We start from the raw sequence: 18,898 nt of genomic DNA, 5'->3' as shown, positions 1-18,898 counted from the left end.
GAAAATGGAAAGGGCCTGCCGTCCGGGTGGCGAACCACCGGGGCGGCAGGCCCTTGTCCGTCGAGGCCCAAGCCCGCGATCGGTTCGGCCGGGGTCGCCCGAACCGATCGCGGGTCGGCAGGTCACTCCGCCGGGATGGCGCGCGGCAGGGTCACCGGCACGGCCAGACGGTGCAGCATCTCCTTCGGGACCACCTGCCAGAAGTGGCCGAGTTCGCGCTGCCAGTCGTTGAGGATTTCGGCGGCGAAACGGCTCTGCGTCTCGGCGACGTGCTCCTCGATCAGGGCGCGGAGCTGGGCCTCGTAATGGGGCACCTCGATCCGCTGGAAGATGACGCTTTCCTCGTTGATGTGCAGCGGCAGCGAGTCCTCCGGGTCGTACAGGTAGGCCATGCCCCCGGTCATGCCGGCGGCGAAGTTGTCGCCGACCTTGCCCAGGATGACCGCCGTGCCGCCCGTCATGTACTCGCAGCCGTTGGAGCCGCAGCCCTCCACCACCACGGTGGCGCCGGAGTTGCGCACCGCGAACCGCTCACCGGCCTGGCCGGCGGCGAACAGCTTGCCGGCGGTGGCGCCGTACAGCACCGTGTTGCCGATGATGGTGTTCCTGTTCGACTCCAGCGGGCTGCTGGTCGCCGGACGGACGACGATGGTGCCGCCCGACAGGCCCTTGCCGACATAGTCGTTGGCGTCGCCCATCACCTCCAGCTTGATGCCCTGGACCGCGAAGGCGCCCAGGGACTGGCCGGCGGTGCCGCGCAGGCGGACGGTGATGTGGCCGGGCTGCAGCCCGAACATCCCGAACTTCCGCGTCACCATCGAGGACAGCCGCGTGCCGATGGCGCGCTGCGTGTTGCGGGCGTTGTAGGCGAGCTGCATCTTCTCGCCTTCCTCGAACAGCGGGCGGGCATCGGCGACGATGCGGGCGTCCAGCGTGTCCGGCACCTCGTTGCGGCCCTGCAGCGTGCAATAGCGGGCGTTCTCGCCCGGATCGACCTGGGCCAGCAGCGGGTTGAGGTCGAGATCGTCCAGATGGGCGCCGCCGCGGCTGACCTGATGCAGCAGGTCGGTGCGGCCGATCACCTCGGACAGCGAGCGGAAGCCCAGGCGGGCCAGGATCTCGCGGACCTCTTCGGCCAGGAAGGTGAAGAGGTTGACGACCTTCTCCGGCGTGCCGACGAACTTCTCGCGCAGCTTCTCGTCCTGGACGCAGACGCCGACCGGGCAGGTGTTGGAATGGCACTGCCGGACCATGATGCAGCCCATGGCGATCAGGCTGGCGGTGCCGATGCCGAACTCTTCCGCGCCCAGCATGGCGGCGATGACGATGTCGCGGCCGGTCTTCAGGCCGCCGTCGGTGCGCAGCCGCACGCGGTGGCGCAGCTTGTTCAGCGTCAGGACCTGATGCACCTCCGACAGGCCCATCTCCCAGGGCAGGCCGGCGAACTTGATCGAGGTCTGCGGCGAGGCGCCGGTGCCGCCGGAGTTGCCGGAGATCAGGATGATGTCGGCATTGGCCTTCGCCACGCCGGCGGCGATGGTGCCGATGCCCGACCGGCTGACCAGCTTCACCGTGACCTTGGCGTCCGGGTTGATCTGCTTCAGGTCATAGATGAGCTGGGCCAGATCCTCGATGGAATAGATGTCGTGGTGCGGCGGCGGGCTGATCAGCATGACGCCCGGCGTCGAGTGACGCAGCCGCGCGATCATCTCCGTCACCTTGAAGCCGGGCAGCTGGCCGCCTTCGCCGGGCTTGGCGCCCTGGGCGACCTTGATCTCCAGCTCGCGGCACTGGTTCAGGTATTCGGCGGTGACGCCGAAGCGGCCCGACGCCACCTGCTTGATGGCGGAATTCCAGTTGTCGCCGTTCTTGTCGGGACGGAAGCGCGCCGGATCCTCGCCGCCCTCGCCCGAGTCGGACTTGGCGCCGATGCGGTTCATGGCGACGTTCAGCGTGCCGTGCGCCTCGGGCGACAGGGCGCCCATCGACATGCCCGGCGTGATGAAGCGCTTGCGGATGGAGGTGATGCTCTCCACCTCGTCCACCGGAACGGCGGCCTTGGTGGTGCGGAACTCCAGCAGGTCGCGCAGCTGCATCGGCGGCCGCTTGTTCACCTGCTCCGAATACTTCTTGAAGGTGGTGTAGCTGTCGTTCGTGACGGCCTGCTGCAGGGTGTGGATGATCCCACCCTCCCAGCCATGGCGGTCGCCCGACTTGCGGAAGCGGTAGAAGCCGCCGACCGGCAGGGGCAGTGCCTCGCCGGCATAGGCCAGTGCATGCTGCTCCAGCACCTTCTTCTGGATGCCGTTCAGGCCGATGCCGGAGATGCGGCTGACCATCGCCGGGAAATGCTCGGCGACCAGGGCGCGGCTGAGACCGATGGCCTCGAAGTTGCCGCCGCCGCGGTAGCTGCTGATGACCGAGATGCCCATCTTGGACATGATCTTCAGCAGGCCGTCGTCGATGGCCTTCTTGTAGTTCGTCATCGCCTTTTCCAGCGACAGCGAACCGAGCAGGCCGCGGCGCTGGCGCTCGGCCACCGCTTCCTGCGCCAGATAGGCGTTGACGGTGGTGGCGCCGACGCCGATCAGCACCGCGAAGTAATGGGTGTCCAGGCATTCCGCCGTGCGCAGGTTCAGCGAGGTGAAGGTGCGCAGGTTGGAGCGGATCAGGTGGGTGTGGACCGCACCGGTCGCCAGGATGGCCGGGATGGCGGCGCGGGCCGGACCCATCGCCTCGTCGGTCAGGATGACGTGGTTGGCACCGCCGCGCACGGCGTCCTCCGCCTCCTGGCGGATGCGGCGCAGCGCGTCGCGGAGCGCGTCGGGGCCGCCGTCGATGGGGAATGTGGCGTCGATCACCGCAGCGGTGTCGCCCATATACTCCCGCATGGCGTGGAATTCGGCGGTGGTCAGTACCGGGCTGTCGAGTTGCAGCAACCGGGTCTGGCTCTCATCCTCGTCCAGGATGTTGCCGAGGTTGCCCAGCCGCGTCTTCAGGCTCATCACCCGGCGCTCGCGAAGCGAGTCGATGGGCGGGTTGGTGACCTGGGAGAAGTTCTGGCGGAAGAAGTGGTGCAGGCCGCGGTACTTGTCGGACAGCACGGCGATGGGGCTGTCGTCGCCCATCGAGCCGACGGCCTCCTTGCCGTCCTCCGCCATCGGGTGGAGGATCAGCTCCATGTCTTCCATGGCGAGGCCGAAGGCCATCTGGCGACGGCGCAGCTCCTCCTTCTCCATCTCCGACGGCTCGCCCTTCAGCGAGGCGGTCTTGACCAGCTCGTCCAGATGCGTGGTGTTCTTGACCCACTGACCCCAGGGCTTCTGGGTGGCGAGATGGTCCTTCAGCTCACGGTCGTTGAACAGCTTGCCGGCCTGGAGGTCGACGGCGATCATCTCGCCCGGGCCGAGGCGGCCCTTCTCGACCACCTGATTCTCCTCGATCTTGACCATGCCGGTCTCGGAGCCGCCGATGATCAGGCCGTCGGTGGTGATGGTGTAGCGCATCGGGCGCAGGCCGTTGCGGTCCATGCCGCCGACGACCCAGCGGCCGTCGGTCATGGCGAGCGCGGCCGGGCCGTCCCACGGCTCCATGACGGAGTTGCAGTAGGCGATCAGGGCCTTGTGGTTGTCCGGCGTGGTCTGCGAGCTGGTCAGCGCCTGCGGCACCAGCATCATCTTGACCATCGGCGCGCTGCGGCCGGCGCGGACCATCACCTCGAACACGCTGTCGAGCGCGCCCGAGTCCGACAGGCCGACGCCGATCACCGGCTTCAGGTCCGCCATGTTGGCGCCGAACACCGGATGCTCCATCCGCGTCTCGTGCGCCTTCATCCAGTTGACGTTGCCCTTCAGCGTGTTGATCTCGCCGTTGTGGGCGAGCATGCGGAACGGCTGGGCCAGCGGCCAGGTCGGGAAGGTGTTGGTCGAATAGCGCTGGTGGTAGATGGCGAAGGACGACTCGAAACGGTCGTCGGTCAGGTCCGGGTAGAAGGTGGACAGCTGTTCGGCGAGGAACATGCCCTTGTAGATGATCGAGCGCGCCGACAGCGAGCAGATGTAGAAGTCGTTGATCTGCTCGCCATGCACCGCCTTCTCGATCCGGCGGCGGATGATGTAGAGGTCGAGCTCGAACTGCTCGTCGGACACGCCCTTGCTGTTGCCGATGATGATCTGCTCGATCTCGGGCCGGGTCGCGTTGGCCTTCTCGCCGATGATGTCGACGTTGATCGGCACCTGACGCCAGCCGTAGATGTAATAGCCGAAGGCCAGGATCTCGGTCTCGACGATGCAGCGGCAGGCTTCCTGGGCGTCCAGGCTGATGCGCGGCAGGAAGACCTGACCGACCGCCAGGTTGTTCTCCGGCGGGGTGTGGCCGATGACCTTGACGTGGTCCTTGAAGAACTTCTGCGGCACCTGGACATGGATGCCGGCGCCGTCGCCGGTCTTGCCGTCGGCGTCGACCGCGCCGCGGTGCCAGACCGCCTTCAGGGCCTCGATGCCTTTTTCGACCACCGAACGGCGGGGCTTGCCGTCGATCGCGGCGATGAAGCCGACGCCGCAGGCGTCGTGCTCGTCGGCCGGATTGTAGGCGTGCGCAGTGGTCAGCGCCGCGGCGTTGGCGCGGAAATCGGCGACGAACTGCTCACCCTGGTTCAACGAGCCCTGGTTAAACTCGGCGGTCATGGAACGACCCTTTCACAGTCTGGACGTTGACCTGGGGGGCGGAAGGGATGGCCCCCTGGGGTAGACGGTGGTTCTGGTGTGGAGAGAGCGAACGGCCCCCTCCCTAACCCTCCCCCACCTGCGGTGGGAGAGGGGACTGCGCCGCCTTCCCGTGAGGCACCCTCTCCCGCGAAGCGGGGGAGGGCTGGGGAGGGGGCAGGTGGGTGGATTACTCCGCGGCAACCGCCAGCTTGGGTGCGCCGACGGTCTGGGCGTAGGCGTGCATCGCCTCGGCGGCGTCGCGGCCGTCGCGGATGGCCCACACCACCAGCGAGGCGCCGCGGACGATGTCGCCGGCGGCGAAGACGCCGTCCAGGCTGGTCATCTTGGTGCGGTGGTCGACCAGCAGCGTGCCCCAGCGGGTGACGGTCAGGTCGGGCGAACCGAACATGCCCGGCAGATCCTCCGGCTCGAAGCCGAGAGCCTTGATGACGAGGTCGGCCGGCTCGGTGAACTCGGAGCCCTCGATCACCTGCGGGGTCTGGCGGCCGGTGGCGTCGGCGACACCCAGATGGATGCGGACGGCGCGGACGCCGGTCACCACGTCGTCGCCGGTGAAGGCTTCCGGGGCGGCCTGCCAGACGAACTCGACGCCCTCTTCCTCGGCATGCGCCACTTCGCGCTGCGAGCCCGGCATGTTCTTGCGGTCGCGGCGGTACAGGCACTTGACGGAGGTGGCGCCCTGGCGGATCGCGGTGCGCACGCAGTCCATCGCGGTGTCGCCGCCGCCGAGCACCACCACCTTCTTGCCGGCGGCGTTCAGCGATCCGTCCTCGTAAGCCTCGACCGAGTCGCCCAGGCCGACGCGGTTGGAAGTGGTCAGGTATTCCAGCGCCGGCACGATGTTCTTCAGCCCCGAACCGGGAGCCTCGATGTCGCGGGCCTTGTAGACGCCGGTGGCGACCAGGATGGTCACATGGCGCTCGCGCAGCTCGGCCAGCGAGGCGTCGCGGCCGACCTCGAAGTTGGAATGGAAGATGACGCCGGCATCGGCCAGACGCTGGACGCGGCGGGCGACGACGTCCTTCTCCAGCTTGAAGCCGGGGATGCCGTAGACCAGCAGGCCGCCCATGCGGTCATAGCGGTCGTAGACATGGACCTCATAGCCCTTGGCGCGCAGCTCCTCGGCGGCGGCCAGCCCGGCCGGGCCGGCGCCGATCACGCCAACCGACAGGCCCAGCTCGCGGGCCGGCTTGCGCGGCTTGACCCAGCCGTTCTCCCAGGCGGTGTCGTTGATGTATTTCTCGACCGAGCCGATGGTGACGGCGCCGTGGGTCGACTGCTCGATGACGCAGTTGCCCTCGCACAGGCGGTCCTGCGGGCAGATGCGGCCGCAGATTTCGGGGAAGTTGTTGGTGGCCTGCGAGACCTCGTAGGCCTCCTCGAGGCGACCCTCGGCGGTCAGCTTCAGCCAGTCGGGGATGTTGTTGGAGACCGGGCAATGCACCTGGCAGAAGGGAACGCCGCACTGCGAGCAGCGGTTGGCCTGTTCGCCGGCGCGCTCGTCGCTGAAGCGGGCGTAGATCTCGGCGAAGTCCTGGCGACGGTCGGCGGCAGACCGCTTGTCGGGCATCTTCTGCGCGGTGTGCACGAAGCCCAACATTTTCTGGTTCGCCATGACGTCTGCTCCTTCGCTTCGCGGCCCCGCCCGCTGTCGCGGGGACGTGCCTGACCGGGGGCTGCGGCGTGGGCCTGCACCGACCGGCTGGGTTGAAATCGAACGTCCGCAAAGTGGCGGACGCTCGTCATATAACGCATGCGCGGGAGCGGCGGAAGCACAAAAGAACCGATAGGTCCGTTTTGTTGACCTTTTCTCCCGCAAGGCTGAAATGCATGAGCGGTGCGGCCCAGCGTCACAAAAACGAGACAGAAAATTAGTCCATAAACGAGACTATCTCGCAAATAGGGGTACCGACCCCTCGCCGTCGCCAACGACCGGCACCGCCTGCTATAAGCACCGCAACATCCAACCGTGCCGAAGGCTCCGTGCCGCGATGATGATCGATCAATATCTGGACGCCACACTCATGGGGCTGGTGGAGGGGCTGACCGAGTTCCTGCCCGTCTCCTCGACCGGACACCTCATCATGCTGGACGAGCTGCTGGGCTTCCAGGGCCCGCCCGGCAAGGTGTTCGAGGTGGTGATCCAGCTCGGCGCCATTCTCGCGATCTGCGTGGTCTATTTCCAGCGGCTGTGGCAAGTCGCCACAGGGCTGAAGGACGACCCCGGCGCGCGGCGTTTCGTGATGGCGGTGCTGATCGCCTTCCTGCCGGCGATGGTGCTGGGCGCCGGACTGCATGGCGTCATCAAGACGCTGCTGTTCAACCCGACGGTGGTCAGCATCGCCCTGATCGTCGGCGGCATCGCCATCCTGCTGGTGGAGCGGCTGGTCCCGGTCGCCCGCTATCACCGGATCGAGAATTTCTCCGCCCCGCTGGCGCTGAAGATCGGCTTCTGCCAGTGCCTGGCGCTGGTGCCGGGCGTGTCGCGGTCGGGGGCCAGCATCCTGGGCGCCCTGCTGATGGGCGTCGACCGCAAGGCGGCGGCCGAATTCTCCTTCTTTCTGGCGGTGCCGACCATGGCCGGCGCCACCGCCTACGACCTCTACAAGAACTGGTCGGTGATGAGCCTGGACAGCGGCCTGCTGATCCTGGTCGGCTTCGTCACCGCCTTCATCGCCGCGGCGTTGGTGGTGAAGACGCTGGTCGACTTCGTCGGCCGCTACGGCTTCACCCCCTTCGGCTGGTACCGCATCGCCATCGGCACCGGCATGCTGGCCTTCCTGTATCTGTGACGCGGCCGAGATGAGCCTGCGACGTCGCCCGGCGGGAAACTGCCGGGCTCAGCGTTTCCCGACCACCATGTGCCGTATCGACAAGAGGATGTAAGGCTCATTCGTCAGCCGGTTGCCGATGCGGTAGACCGTCCCCGCGGGCGGCGATCTGACGGCAAAGCGGTAAGCGACGCCGGCTGTACGTCTGCCGTGATTGACCGACATGATCAGCACCGTCTCTCCGGCAAGCAGCCTGACATCGTCCGGATGCATTGGACTGCGAACCGCTTTCAGCAGAACTGCATGAAGCGCCGCCGCGTCGTCATCGTCCGCCGGAAACGCGATGCCGTTGTAGTCTACAAGGACAGGTCTGATCATCATGCATGCGGATTGCCGGGGTCTTGCAAGGACTCTTCCGGAAGTCTCCGCCGATTGCAATGGGCATTGGCCTTGGCGACGAAGGGCCGCATCCAAGACACGCTCTGCACGCCCCGCGTGCCGCCGGAACCGAGAGACGGCGCTGAGAGACGACTCCGCTCACACCTCGTTCAGCGAAGCTGCGCCTCAAGCATGGCGACGACACGGTCAAGTGCCTCGATCTCTTCGCGGCTCTGCGGCGGACAAACGCTCACTTCGCTCGGGTCGAAGTGACCGCGGCCGGTATCGTAAAGCTCCTCCCGCGTGGCCAAACGGTAGCCGGGAGGAATTGCGGGGGAGCCGTCCGGTATCGAGCGTGGGCTGCGTTTGCGCAGAACGAGGGTCTGGGCCTTCAGCGGCTTCGAGGGACGGACAAGCGTCGGTGCCGACGAACCGCAGTCATCCCGAGAGTCCGAGCTTTCATGGCCGGTCGGGCTTCCCTGGAAGCAGAGCATCATCTCGTCGCGCAGCTGCTTGTTCCGAACCACTGCCAACTCCCTGTGCGATGCGGATATCGGGCGTTCAAAACACCATGTCGGCCGAGCCGCACCAAAATGCGGATGATTCCCAAACAATAGGAAATGGTGTCGCCGCCTGTCAAATAGGCAACGCTACCACTTTACTTTTGTCGCGGCCTCGGCCCCTCGGATCAGTGCGACCGCGGCACCGCCCGCGCCGCGGCGACGGCCACGAACAGGGCGAGCACGGCGATCAGGGCGAAGGCGGTGGCGAGGCTGGTCGCCTGGGCGATGAAGCCGACCAGCGGCGGGCCGGCCAGCACGCCGGTGTAGCCCATGGTCGACACCGCGGCGACGGCATGGTCGGCGTGGCCGCTGTCCACCGCGCCGGCCGTGCTGAACAGCACCGGGACGATGTTCGACAGCCCGATCCCGGTCAGCCCGAAGCCGGCAATCGCCAGCAGCGGCGATCCATCCGCCATCACGCCCGCCGCCAGGACGAGCCCCAGCCCGGCAGAGGCCAACAGGCTGCCGACGCTCATCAGCGTCGCCCCGCCGAAGCGGTGGCGCAGCCGGTCGCCGCTGAAGCGTCCCACCGCCATGGCGGCGCAGAACACGCCGAACCCCATGCCGGCGAGCGAGGCCGGGGCGCCGAGATCGTCGCGCAGATGGATGGCGCTCCAGTCCAGGATGGCGCCCTCGCTCATGAAGGACAGGGCGGCGAGCAGGCCGAGCAGCAGGGTCTTGCGGTCGGGCAGGACCAGCCCGCCGGTCGAGGCGTTGCGGTCGGGCAGGAAACGGCCCTGCAGCGCGAGGAACAGCGCGACCAGCCCGACCGATACCAGGGCGGCCTGCGCCGCCGGCGCCATCAGCGGCAGCAGCAGCCCGCCCAAGCCTGCGCCGGCCAGCCCGCCGAGGCTCCACATCCCGTGCAGCGAGGACATGATCGGCCGGCCGAGCCGCCGCTCCACCAGCGCGCCCTGGGCGTTCATGGCGACGTCCATGGTGCCGCCCGAGGCGCCGAACAGCGCCAGCACGATGCACAGCGTCACCACGTCCGGCACCAGGGCCGGCAGCGGCAGGAATCCGGCGAACAGCAGGGCGGTCACCCGCGTCACGGGGGCGCTGCCCAGCCGTCCCAGCAGCGGACCGCTGGCGATCATCGCGGTCAGCGCGCCGACGGCAAGGCAGAGCAGCGCCACCCCCAGCACGGCGGGGCTGAGGTCGAGCCGGTTCTTCAGCAGCGGGATCTGGGTCGCCCAGACGCCGAAGACGGTGCCGTTCAGGAAGAAGGCGGCGACGGTGGCCCAGCGCGCGGCGGCGGCCTGCTCCACCACCCGGCCCGCGGCGCCGCGGATATCCTCTGCCCCTGTCATCGCCCGTCCCGTCTCTGTTGAACTGCCGACATGACGGCGGCCAGCGGCGAAATCAAGCAGGGAAGCGGCAGGCGTGCCATGCCGGAAGCGGGCGGAACCCTGCGGAAACTCTCAGTGCCGCCACATCTTGGCGGCCGACAGCAGCAGGATCGCCGACAGGACCGGCAGCAGGACCGACTCCGGCACGATGCCCAGCAGCCGGCCGCCGATGAAGGCGCCGGCCAGCGATCCCGCCGCCATCAGCAGCACGAATCGGCGGTTGCGGGCCAGCACGGACAGGCTGCGGTCGCGGGCGTAGCGGGAGAAGCCGGCGATCATGGTCGGCAGGCTGATCGCCAGGGACAGGCTGCCCGCCAGCTTGACGTCGACGCCGAACAGCAGGACCAGCGTCGGAATCAGCAGCTCGCCGCCGGCCACGCCCAGGATGGAGGCGACCACGCCGATGGCGAAGCCGACGGCGGTCCCGGCGGCGATCAGCGCCAGCCCGTCCAGCGCCAGCCCGTCCAGCGGCGATCCGCCACCTGCGGCACCGTGGCCGAACAGCAGGGCGCCGGCGATCAGTATGAGAAGCAGGGCGATCACCCGGTGCAGCCGGGCGGCGTCCATCCGCATCGCCCAACCCGCCCCGATCCAGGCGCCCAGCAGGCTGCCGGCCAGCAGGTTGACGATCACCGTCCCGTTGGCGGCGACGAGGCCGAGCGGGACCGCGCCGGCCCGGAAGGGAAGGGCGGCGGCGACGACGACGAGGCTCATCGCCTTGTTCAGGATGACGGCGTCGAGCACCGCGAAGCGGAAGGCGCCGACCAGCAGGGGAAGCCGGAACTCGGCCCCGCCCAGCCCGATCAGGCCGCCCAGCGTGCCGATGACGGCGCCGCCGGCGAAGGAGGCGAGCGCGCGCAGCCTCGTCACCGCCAAAGCTCCAATGCGAAAGCCCCGGCGCAGGGGCCGGGGCTTTCGGGAGTCACGGAACCGGTCCCGCCGCTCAGTGCGCGTTGCCGGTCAGGCTGTTGTACTTGCCGCCGACGATGAAGCGCGACAGGTAGGTCGGCAGGATCACCTCGCAGGTGGCGAGCTCGGTGATGCCCAGGTCCTTGAAGCCGAGCGCGGTCGGCGAGACGACGTTGTCCTGCCGCAGCAGCGCCACTTGGTCGCGGGTCAGCGCCGGGGCCAGCACCGGCACCTTCTCCAGGAAGCCGGCCAGCGATTCGGCGATGTTCCAGGGGATGGTCACCAGCGGGCGGTGACGCTGGATGTCCTTCTGCGTCAGCTCCAGCAATTCGCGGAAGCTGTAGACGCGCGGGCCGCCCAGCTCGTAGGTCTTGCCGCGGCTGTCGTCGCTCTCCAGCGCGGCGACGACGGCATCGGCCAGATTGCCGACATAGACCGGCTGGAAACGGGTCTTGCCGCCGCCGATCAGCGGCAGGGCAGGGGCCTTCTGCGCCATCGCGGCGAACTTGTTGAAGAAGTTGTCCTCCGGCCCGAAGACGATGCTGGGGCGCAGGATCGTCGCCGCCGGGAAGGCGGACAGCACCGCCTGCTCGCCAGCCGCCTTGGAACGGGCGTAGGAGGAGGGGGAATTGGCGTCGGCGCCGATGGCGGAAATCTGGATCAGCCGGTTGACGCCGTTGGCGGCGGCCAGACGGGCGATGCGGGCCGCGGCATCGACATGCACGCCCTGGAAGCTCTGGCTCCCGCGCTCGTACAGCACGCCCAGCAGGTTGATGACGATGTCCGCGCCCTGCACGGCGCGGGCGACCGACTCGTCCTTGGTGCAGTCGGTGGCGAAGGGCACGATCTGGCCGACGGCGCCGGCCGTCTTCAGGAAGGTGGCCTTGCCCGGATTGCGGGTGGCGATGCGGATTTGCGCGCCCGACCGGGCGAGGCGCCGGATCAGGTGGCGGCCGATGAAGCCCGAACCGCCGAACACCGTGATAACCTGAGTGCGATAGGACATCGACCGTCTCCCGTGTCGTTGCGCGCCGTACCGGGGCTTGCGCGCGGCGGTTCTCCCGCCGTTGCCGCGCGCCCCCGCGCGTCGTCCGACTGTGTGTCGCCATGAGGACTGCTGGAACTGCGGGCATGCTTATAGCGAATGGACCGCCGCCAATCTAGGGACTGCATTGCCGCGGCTGCCGGCGATGGGGTGAAAACCCGCGATGCGACAAAAAAATGAAGGGGTTGGAAAAAAGCTGTTGACGCCCCCCGGCCGGATCATTAAACAACCGCCCACACACCGAGCACCGAGCCCAGGTGGCGGAATTGGTAGACGCGCAGGTTTCAGGTACCTGTGGCAGAAATGTCGTGGAAGTTCGAGTCTTCTCCTGGGCACCATTTCTTTCTACCCGGCTGCGCCGCATGCACAGCTCCCTCGATCGAGAGGGAGGCAGTGCAGAGCGGCGTTCGTCGTTTCTAGGGTCCGTGGCCGGGGGCCTGACCACCGGGAAACGACCATGCCCATCGACCTTCATGACGGCGACCTCCCCGACGGCCTCGACCTTGCCGCCGGCGCCCGCGACAACTGCGTTGCCATCGACACCGAGACCATGGGGCTGAACCCCCACCGCGACCGCCTCTGCCTGGTGCAGCTGTCGGCCGGCGACGGTGCGGTCCATCTGGTGCAGTTCCGTCCCGGCCAGTACGAGGCGCCGAACCTGAAGCGTCTGCTGACCGATCCCGGCGTGACCAAGCTGTTCCACTTCGCCCGCTTCGACGTGGCGGTGATGAAGGCCTATCTGGGCGTCGGCTGCCGGCCGGTCTATTGCACCAAGGTCGCCTCCAAGCTGGTCCGCACCTTCACCGACCGCCATGGCCTGAAGGATCTGTGCAAGGACCTGCTGGGGGTGGAAATCTCCAAGCAGCAGCAGTCCTCCGACTGGGGCGCGCCGGAGCTGACCACCGACCAGATGAAGTATGCGGCGTCGGACGTGCTGCACCTGCATGACCTGAAGGCGAAGCTGGACGTCATGCTGGCGCGCGAGGGACGCACCCATCTGGCCCAGGCCTGCTTCGACTTCCTGCCGGCCCGCGGCGAACTGGACCTCGGCGGCTGGGAAAACCCGGACATTTTGGCGCACTGAACGCAGATTTTATCGGAGCTTTCCTGCTTGGAAAGCTCGGGATGCTCGCCCCTCCCCTGACCGGCCGTCGATTTGACCCGGCGCCCCACGGGGGGCATACTGCATCACGCGCCTGCCGGGAGCCATCCGGGCGGGCGCGTGTTTGTGAACGGCCTGCCTATCGGGCCTTTTGAATGGAAGGCATGACCGCCTTGACCAGCGTTATCACGTCCAGCCTGACCGCCGGCATGACCGACGGCTCCGCCGCCTCGACGGAGTCGAGCGCCGTGGAGAACCGCGACCTCGCCTGCGCCACCCGCGTCCTGCGGACGGAGGCCGATGCGCTGGTGGCGCTGGCGGACAGCCTCGACGGCGCCTTCCTGCAGGCGCTCGACCTGCTGCACGGCATCGAAGGCCGGGTGGTCGTCACCGGCATGGGCAAGTCGGGCCATGTCGCCCGCAAGATCGCCGCGACCATGGCCTCCACCGGCACGCCGGCCTTCTTCGTCCATCCGGGCGAGGCGAGCCACGGCGACCTCGGCATGATCGCGAAGAACGACGCGGTGGTGGCGCTGTCCAATTCGGGCGAGACGCACGAGCTGGCCGACATCATCGCCTACACCCGCCGCTTCGGCATCCCGCTGATCGGCATGACCCGCCGGGCCGCCTCCTCGCTGGCCGAGCAGTCGGACGTGGCGCTGGTCCTGCCGCCGGTGCCGGAGGCCTGCCCGCTGGGGCTGGCGCCCACCACCTCCACCACCATGATGCTGGCGCTGGGCGACGCCATCGCCGTGGCGCTGCTGGAACGGCGCGGCTTCTCCGCCGCCGATTTCCGCGAGTTCCACCCCGGCGGACAGCTGGGCCGCGCCCTGCTGAAGGTGACGGACATCATGCACAAGGGGACCGATTTGCCCCTGTGCCGCCTTGACTCGCCGCTGTCCGACGTCATCTTCGAGATGACGGCCAAGCGGCTCGGCTGCGTCGGGGTGACCGACGAGGCGGGCGTGCTGGTCGGGATCATCACCGACGGCGACGTGCGCCGTCATCTGACGCCGGAGCTTCTGGCGGAGCGCGCCGACAGCATCATGTCGCCGCGGCCCAAGACCATCCGCCCGAAGGCGTTGATCGTCGAGGCGCTGCGGGAGATGAACGAGAAGAAGATCACCACCCTGTTCGTGATCGAGGACGACCGGCCGCTGGGCATCGTGCACATCCACGATTGCCTGCGCGCGGGCGCCGCCTGACCGCGTTCCTGTCCATTATGGAAGCCAAGCGCCGAGCCGGAGGGACAAAGAGTTGAGCCTGGACGACCTGCGCAGCCCCGACCGCAGCGGAACCGCCCCGCCCGCAGCCCCGTCTGCCGGCGGAGAGGATCGCCGCGTGTCCGCCGCGGCCCATGGCCCGGCGGAGCCGCCGGCCGTGCTGCGTGCGCACCGGCGGCGTGACACCCGCCCGGTCAGCCGGTTCCACAGCCGTTTCGTCTCGGCCCTGAAGTTCGCGCTTCCGGCGGCGGCGCTGGCGATGGTGGCTCTGCTGGCCGCCTGGCCGTCGCTGAACAGCCCGCCGACCCCGCGCATCTCCGCCGATGCCGGGCAGAGCGAGATGCTGAAGCCGCGCTATTTCAGCCTGGACGAACACAACCAGCCCTTCTCGCTGGTGGCGGCCAAGGCCGACAAATCGACCGACCAGCCCGACATCGTCCTGCTGGACGAGCCGCAGGCGGAGATGACCGAGACCGCCGGCACCTGGGTGACCATGCGGTCCGACAAGGGCTGGTACAATCAGGCCACCGGTATCCTGCTGATGCGCGGCAACGTCCATGTCCTGCGCGACGACGGCAACGAGTTCACCACCAGCGAGGCCGAGGCCGACATCCGCAAGGGCAACGCCTGGGGCGACCAGGCGGTGGCCGGCCAGGGTCCGCAGGGCGAGATCAACGCCAAGGGCTTCCGCATGACGGACCGCGGCAAGAATGTCGTCTTCCTCAACCAGTCGAAGGCCGAGGTCCAGGCCGCCGAACGCCCCGGGAGCAAGAAGCCGTGACGTCCAAACGGTCGCCGTCCAGAACCGTCTTCTCCCTGTCGGCGATCCCGGCCGCCGCGGCGCTGGCCGCCGGGCTGCTGTTCGCCGCTCCCGCCATCGCCCAGGGACTGCCCGGCATGGGCGGCAAGCAGCCGGTCGAGATCAACGCCGACCAGGCGATCGAATGGCACCAGGACGTGCGCGCCTATGTGGCGCGCGGCAACGCCTCGGCCAAGCGCAACGACTCGACCGTCTTCGCCGACGTGCTGACCGCCTATTACCGCGAGGTGCCCGGCAAGGGGAACGAGGTGTTCCAGCTGGTGGCCGACGGCAATGTCCGCATCGTCAGCCCGACCCAGCAGGTGTTCGGCGACCATGGCGTCTATGACGTCGACAAGCAGGTCGCCGTCGTCACCGGCAAGGATCTGAGGCTGGTCACCACCAAGGACGTGATCACCGCCCGCGACAGCCTGGAATATTACGAGGCGCGCGAGCTGACGGTGGCGCGCGGCGACGCGGTGGCGGTGCGCGGCACCGACCGGCTGCGTGCCGACGTGCTGATCGGCCGGCTGAAGAAGCTGCCGGACGGCACCACCCAGATGGAGCGGATCGACGGCTCCGGCAGTGTCATCGTCACCACCCCCACCGATGTGGCGCTGTCGGACAAGCTGGTCTATTCGGTGGCCGACAATGTCGCGGTGCTGATCGGCAATGTCCGCATCACCCGCGGCGACAACCAGCTGAACGGCGAAGCCGCCGAGATGAACATGAACACCAAGATCAACCGCGTCATCGCCGGCCGCGATGCCGGCGGCCGGGTCAGCGGCCTGCTGATCCCCGCCGAGAAGACCGGCGACCAGCCCGGCGCGGCAGGCAAGAAGCCGTGACCGTGCTGACCGCCAACGGACCCGGCGCCGCTCCCGCCGGCAGCACTCCCGCAGCATCCGTCCCGGCCGAAGGGCTGGTGGCGCAGCATCTCGGCAAGTCCTTCAAGAAGCGGCCGGTGGTGCGCGACGTCTCGATCAGCGTCCAGCGCGGCGAGGCGGTGGGGCTGCTCGGCCCCAACGGCGCCGGCAAGACCACCTGCTTCTACATGATCACCGGCCTGATCGCCGCCGATTCCGGCACGATCACGCTGGACGGCCAGGACATCACCGCGCTGCCGATGTACCGCCGCGCCCGGCTCGGCATCGGCTATCTGCCGCAGGAGGCCTCGATCTTCCGCGGCATGACGGTGGAGAACAACATCCGCTCCGTGCTGGAGGTGGTGGAGAGCGACCGCGACGCGCGCGAGGCGATGCTGGATGAGCTGCTGGCCGAATTCTCGGTCACCCACCTGCGCCGTTCGCCCGCTCTGGCGCTGTCGGGCGGCGAGCGGCGGCGCGTGGAGATCGCCCGCGCGCTCGCCGGACAGCCGCACTTCATCCTGCTGGACGAGCCGCTGGCCGGCATCGATCCCATCGCGGTGAACGACATCCGCGAACTGGTCGGGCATCTGCGCGACCGCGGCATCGGCGTGCTGATCACCGACCACAACGTGCGTGAAACGCTCGACCTCGTCGATCGGGCATATATTTTGCACGATGGTGTGGTACTAATGGAGGGACAACCGGACGAGATCGTGGCGCACGAGGGCGTGCGTCGGGTCTATCTCGGCGACCGGTTCAGTCTGTAGCCCTCCGTTTCCACTGGTCCCGGTTCAACAGCCATGGCGCTTGCTCAACGTCTCGACCTTCGACAAGCCCAGACACTGGTGATGACGCCGCAGCTGCAGCAGGCGATCAAGCTGCTGCAGCTGTCGAACATCGAACTGTCGGACTTCGTCGACCGCGAGATCGAGCAGAACCCGTTGCTGGAGCGCGACAGCGGCCCCAGTGACGGCGGCAGCGACCCGGTGGGCGACGGGGCCGGCGGCGAGGCGCCCGGCGGGTTGGACGGTCCCGGCGGCATGGAGGCGAACGGCCTCAGCATCGACGGGCTGAACGGCCGCGACGACGGTCCCGGACTGGCCCCAAGCGACGGGCGCACCCGCGACACGGTGGAGATGACCTCGTCGGACACGATGGCCTCCTCGTCGGAGGCGCCGCTCGACACCGATTTCGAGAATGTCTATGGCGACGACCGCTTTTCCGACGGCTCGGACGGCGGCAGCGAGGTCTATGGCTCCTATGGCGAGCGCGGCGGCCGCAGCGGTTTCGAGGATGACGACAGCAACCTCGAAGCGACGCTGACCAGCGAAAAGAACCTGCGCGACCACCTGACCGAACAGCTGAAGATCGACCTGCCCGACCTCGGCGACCAGCTGATCGGGCTGGCGCTGATCGACATGCTGGACGAGGCCGGCTGGCTGGTCGGCTTCGATGCCCAGGCGCTGGCCGAGCAGCTGGGCTGCGGGGCGGACCGGGTGGAGCGGGTTCTGGCCGCCTGCCAGCGCTTCGACCCGCCGGGCATCTTCGCGCGGTCGCTGAAGGAATGCCTTGCCATCCAGCTGCGCGAGAAGAACCGGCTGGACCCGGCGATGGCGACGCTGCTCGACAATCTGGAGCTTCTGGCCGCCCGCAACCTGCCGGCCATCATGAAGGTCTGCGGCGTCGATGCCGAGGATGTCGCCGACATGGTCGCCGACATCCGCAAGCTGAACCCGAAGCCGGCGCTGGCCTTCGACCACACCCCGGCCCAGCTGGTCACCCCCGACATCCTGATGCGCGCCAATCCCGGCGGCGGCTGGCTGATCGACCTGAACCCGGACACGCTGCCGCGGGTGCTGGTCAACCACCGCTATTTCGCCCGCATCTCCGACAGCGCCAAGTCGAAGGCCGACAAGGAGTATCTCTCCGAACGCTTCCAGTCGGCGAACTGGCTGGTCAAGTCGCTGCACCAGCGCGCCACCACCATCCTGAAGGTGGCAAGCGAGATCATCCGCCAGCAGGACGCGTTCTTCATCCATGGCGTCTCGCATCTGCGGCCGCTGATCCTGCGCGACATCGCCGAGGCCATCGGCATGCATGAGAGCACCGTCAGCCGCGTCACCACCAACAAGTTCATGGCGACCCCGCGCGGCGTGTTCGAGCTGAAGTATTTCTTCACCTCGGCCATCCAGGGTGCGGACGGCCAGGCCTCCCATTCGGCCGAAGCGGTTCGGCACCGCATCAAGACGATGATCGACGCCGAGAAGCCGGACGACGTGCTGTCGGACGACAAACTGGTGGAGATTCTCCGTGCCGAAGGGATCGACATTGCGCGAAGGACGGTCGCGAAGTATCGTGAAGCGATGAAAATACCGTCATCGGTGCAGCGACGCCGTGCCAAGATGTCACGCATGTAGGCAGGTCGGGCGGGGGAGGGCTCGATTGACAGTCCGATAGCCCTTGCCTATCGTCCCGGCCCGCACGCGGTGGACCGCATCTCCACACGTCGTCTCTACACCGTCCCCAGCGGACCAATTTTTTGGAAACGTTCCACCATGCAACTCACTGTCAAAGGCAAGCAGCTCGACGTGGGCGACGCTCTGCGCACCCATGTGGCCGATAGCCTGAGCGCCGTCGTCGGCAAGTACTTCGACAAGCCGATCGAAGCGACCGTGATCCTGACCAAGGACGCGCACCTCTACAAGGCCGACATCCAGGCCCATGTGGGCCGCGGCATCATGCTGCAGAGCGCCGGTGACGCCACCGAGCCGTATCCGGCCTTCGACATCGCCTGCGAAAAGCTGGCCAAGCGCCTGCGCCGCTACAAGCGCCGCCTGCGCGACCACCACGCGGCCGAGAACGGCGCCGCCATGCCCGCCAACTACCGCGTGCTGGAGGCCGATGCCGACGAGCAGCATGACGAGGTCGAGACGGTTGCCGACGGCGCCCACCAGCCGATGGTCGTGGCGGAGATGGAGACGAGCATCGCCACCCTTTCGGTCAGCGAGGCGGTGATGCGCCTGGAGCTGGCGCAGGCCCCCGCCCTGATGTTCCACAACGGTGCGCACGGCCGCCTGAACATGGTCTATCGCCGTGCCGACGGGAACATCGGCTGGGTCGATCCGGCGGAGAAGGCCGGCGCCTGACGGCGCCGACCCGTCCC

General features: G+C 68.0%; 15 protein-coding genes and 1 tRNA gene. 9 read left to right on the top strand and 7 right to left on the bottom strand.

The window, feature by feature from the left end:
• Positions 1-122 precede the first annotated feature (122 nt).
• Positions 123-4,685, bottom strand: a complete 4,563-nt coding sequence (gltB, locus tag AZOLI_RS12605; protein ID WP_014249046.1) for a glutamate synthase large subunit — start codon at positions 4,683-4,685, stop codon at positions 123-125.
• 208 nt (positions 4,686-4,893) lie between these two features.
• Entirely contained in the window at positions 4,894-6,342 is a 1,449-nt protein-coding gene (locus tag AZOLI_RS12600; RefSeq protein ID WP_014249045.1) for an NAD(P)-dependent oxidoreductase, read from the bottom strand.
• 376 nt (positions 6,343-6,718) lie between these two features.
• Here AZOLI_RS12600 and AZOLI_RS12595 point away from each other — a divergent pair, with 376 nt between their 5' ends.
• Entirely contained in the window at positions 6,719-7,519 is an 801-nt protein-coding gene (locus AZOLI_RS12595) for an undecaprenyl-diphosphate phosphatase (RefSeq protein WP_014249043.1), read from the top strand.
• A gap of 48 nt (positions 7,520-7,567) precedes the next feature.
• Here AZOLI_RS12595 and AZOLI_RS12590 read toward each other — a convergent pair whose 3' ends face one another.
• The 5 genes from AZOLI_RS12590 to AZOLI_RS12570 all read right to left on the bottom strand — a co-directional run bounded on the left by AZOLI_RS12590 (position 7,568) and on the right by AZOLI_RS12570 (position 11,703).
• Positions 7,568-7,879 (bottom strand): hypothetical protein, encoded by a 312-nt coding sequence (locus tag AZOLI_RS12590; protein WP_044550132.1) that lies wholly within the window; start codon positions 7,877-7,879, stop codon positions 7,568-7,570.
• A 167-nt stretch (positions 7,880-8,046) separates the two neighbouring features.
• Positions 8,047-8,403, bottom strand: a complete 357-nt coding sequence (locus AZOLI_RS12585; protein ID WP_014249042.1) for a hypothetical protein — start codon at positions 8,401-8,403, stop codon at positions 8,047-8,049.
• Between the two features lie 161 nt (positions 8,404-8,564).
• Positions 8,565-9,749, bottom strand: coding sequence for an MFS transporter (locus AZOLI_RS12580; RefSeq protein WP_014249041.1), 1,185 nt, complete (start codon positions 9,747-9,749; stop codon positions 8,565-8,567).
• Between the two features lie 111 nt (positions 9,750-9,860).
• Positions 9,861-10,658, bottom strand: coding sequence for a sulfite exporter TauE/SafE family protein (locus AZOLI_RS12575; protein ID WP_197541516.1), 798 nt, complete (start codon positions 10,656-10,658; stop codon positions 9,861-9,863).
• A 73-nt stretch (positions 10,659-10,731) separates the two neighbouring features.
• Complete coding sequence (locus AZOLI_RS12570; protein ID WP_014249039.1) at positions 10,732-11,703, bottom strand: complex I NDUFA9 subunit family protein; 972 nt, start codon at positions 11,701-11,703, stop codon at positions 10,732-10,734.
• Positions 11,704-11,993: 290 nt separating this feature from the next.
• Between AZOLI_RS12570 and AZOLI_RS12565 the strand changes: the two genes are divergently transcribed.
• From AZOLI_RS12565 to hpf, 8 genes are all read left to right on the top strand, one after another.
• Positions 11,994-12,080, top strand: a tRNA-Leu gene (locus AZOLI_RS12565).
• A 119-nt stretch (positions 12,081-12,199) separates the two neighbouring features.
• Positions 12,200-12,826: a ribonuclease D gene (locus AZOLI_RS12560; protein WP_014249037.1), complete on the top strand. Its 627-nt coding sequence runs from the start codon at positions 12,200-12,202 to the stop codon at positions 12,824-12,826.
• Between the two features lie 173 nt (positions 12,827-12,999).
• Positions 13,000-14,049 carry a KpsF/GutQ family sugar-phosphate isomerase gene (locus AZOLI_RS12555; protein ID WP_014249036.1) on the top strand — a complete coding sequence of 350 codons (1,050 nt, stop codon included), beginning with the start codon at positions 13,000-13,002 and terminating at the stop codon, positions 14,047-14,049.
• Between the two features lie 52 nt (positions 14,050-14,101).
• Complete coding sequence (gene lptC, locus AZOLI_RS12550) at positions 14,102-14,848, top strand: LPS export ABC transporter periplasmic protein LptC (RefSeq protein WP_014249035.1); 747 nt, start codon at positions 14,102-14,104, stop codon at positions 14,846-14,848.
• Entirely contained in the window at positions 14,845-15,714 is an 870-nt protein-coding gene (locus AZOLI_RS12545) for an LptA/OstA family protein (RefSeq protein ID WP_014249034.1), read from the top strand. The genes lptC and AZOLI_RS12545 overlap by 4 nt, the downstream gene beginning before the upstream one ends.
• Complete coding sequence (gene lptB / locus AZOLI_RS12540) at positions 15,711-16,502, top strand: LPS export ABC transporter ATP-binding protein (protein WP_014249033.1); 792 nt, start codon at positions 15,711-15,713, stop codon at positions 16,500-16,502. Before AZOLI_RS12545 ends, lptB begins: the two co-directional genes overlap by 4 nt.
• Before the next feature lie 33 nt (positions 16,503-16,535).
• Positions 16,536-18,152, top strand: coding sequence for an RNA polymerase factor sigma-54 (rpoN, locus tag AZOLI_RS12535; protein WP_014249032.1), 1,617 nt, complete (start codon positions 16,536-16,538; stop codon positions 18,150-18,152).
• Between the two features lie 138 nt (positions 18,153-18,290).
• On the top strand, positions 18,291-18,881 hold the full coding sequence (gene hpf / locus AZOLI_RS12530; RefSeq protein WP_014249031.1) for a ribosome hibernation-promoting factor, HPF/YfiA family: 591 nt from the start codon (positions 18,291-18,293) through the stop codon (positions 18,879-18,881).
• Positions 18,882-18,898: the final 17 nt, after the last annotated feature.

Origin of the sequence: Azospirillum lipoferum 4B, assembly GCF_000283655.1 — a bacterium.
GTDB classification, from domain to species: Bacteria; Pseudomonadota; Alphaproteobacteria; order Azospirillales; family Azospirillaceae; genus Azospirillum; species Azospirillum lipoferum_C.
The sequence above is the reverse complement of the archived record's forward strand: the minus strand, read 5'-3'. Positions and strand labels throughout refer to the sequence as shown.

Bases quoted from the DNA above. Each gene is read 5' to 3' on its own strand.
- gltB (WP_014249046.1), bottom strand. From the start codon at position 4,685: ATGACCGCCGAGTTTAACCAGGGCTCGTTGAACCAGGGTGAGCAGTTC.
- AZOLI_RS12600 (WP_014249045.1), bottom strand. From the start codon at position 6,342: ATGGCGAACCAGAAAATGTTGGGCTTCGTGCACACCGCGCAGAAGATG.
- AZOLI_RS12595 (WP_014249043.1), top strand. From the start codon at position 6,719: ATGATGATCGATCAATATCTGGACGCCACACTCATGGGGCTGGTGGAG.
- AZOLI_RS12590 (WP_044550132.1), bottom strand. From the start codon at position 7,879: ATGATGATCAGACCTGTCCTTGTAGACTACAACGGCATCGCGTTTCCG.
- AZOLI_RS12580 (WP_014249041.1), bottom strand. From the start codon at position 9,749: ATGACAGGGGCAGAGGATATCCGCGGCGCCGCGGGCCGGGTGGTGGAG.
- AZOLI_RS12570 (WP_014249039.1), bottom strand. From the start codon at position 11,703: ATGTCCTATCGCACTCAGGTTATCACGGTGTTCGGCGGTTCGGGCTTC.
- AZOLI_RS12560 (WP_014249037.1), top strand. From the start codon at position 12,200: ATGCCCATCGACCTTCATGACGGCGACCTCCCCGACGGCCTCGACCTT.
- AZOLI_RS12555 (WP_014249036.1), top strand. From the start codon at position 13,000: ATGGAAGGCATGACCGCCTTGACCAGCGTTATCACGTCCAGCCTGACC.
- rpoN (WP_014249032.1), top strand. From the start codon at position 16,536: ATGGCGCTTGCTCAACGTCTCGACCTTCGACAAGCCCAGACACTGGTG.
- hpf (WP_014249031.1), top strand. From the start codon at position 18,291: ATGCAACTCACTGTCAAAGGCAAGCAGCTCGACGTGGGCGACGCTCTG.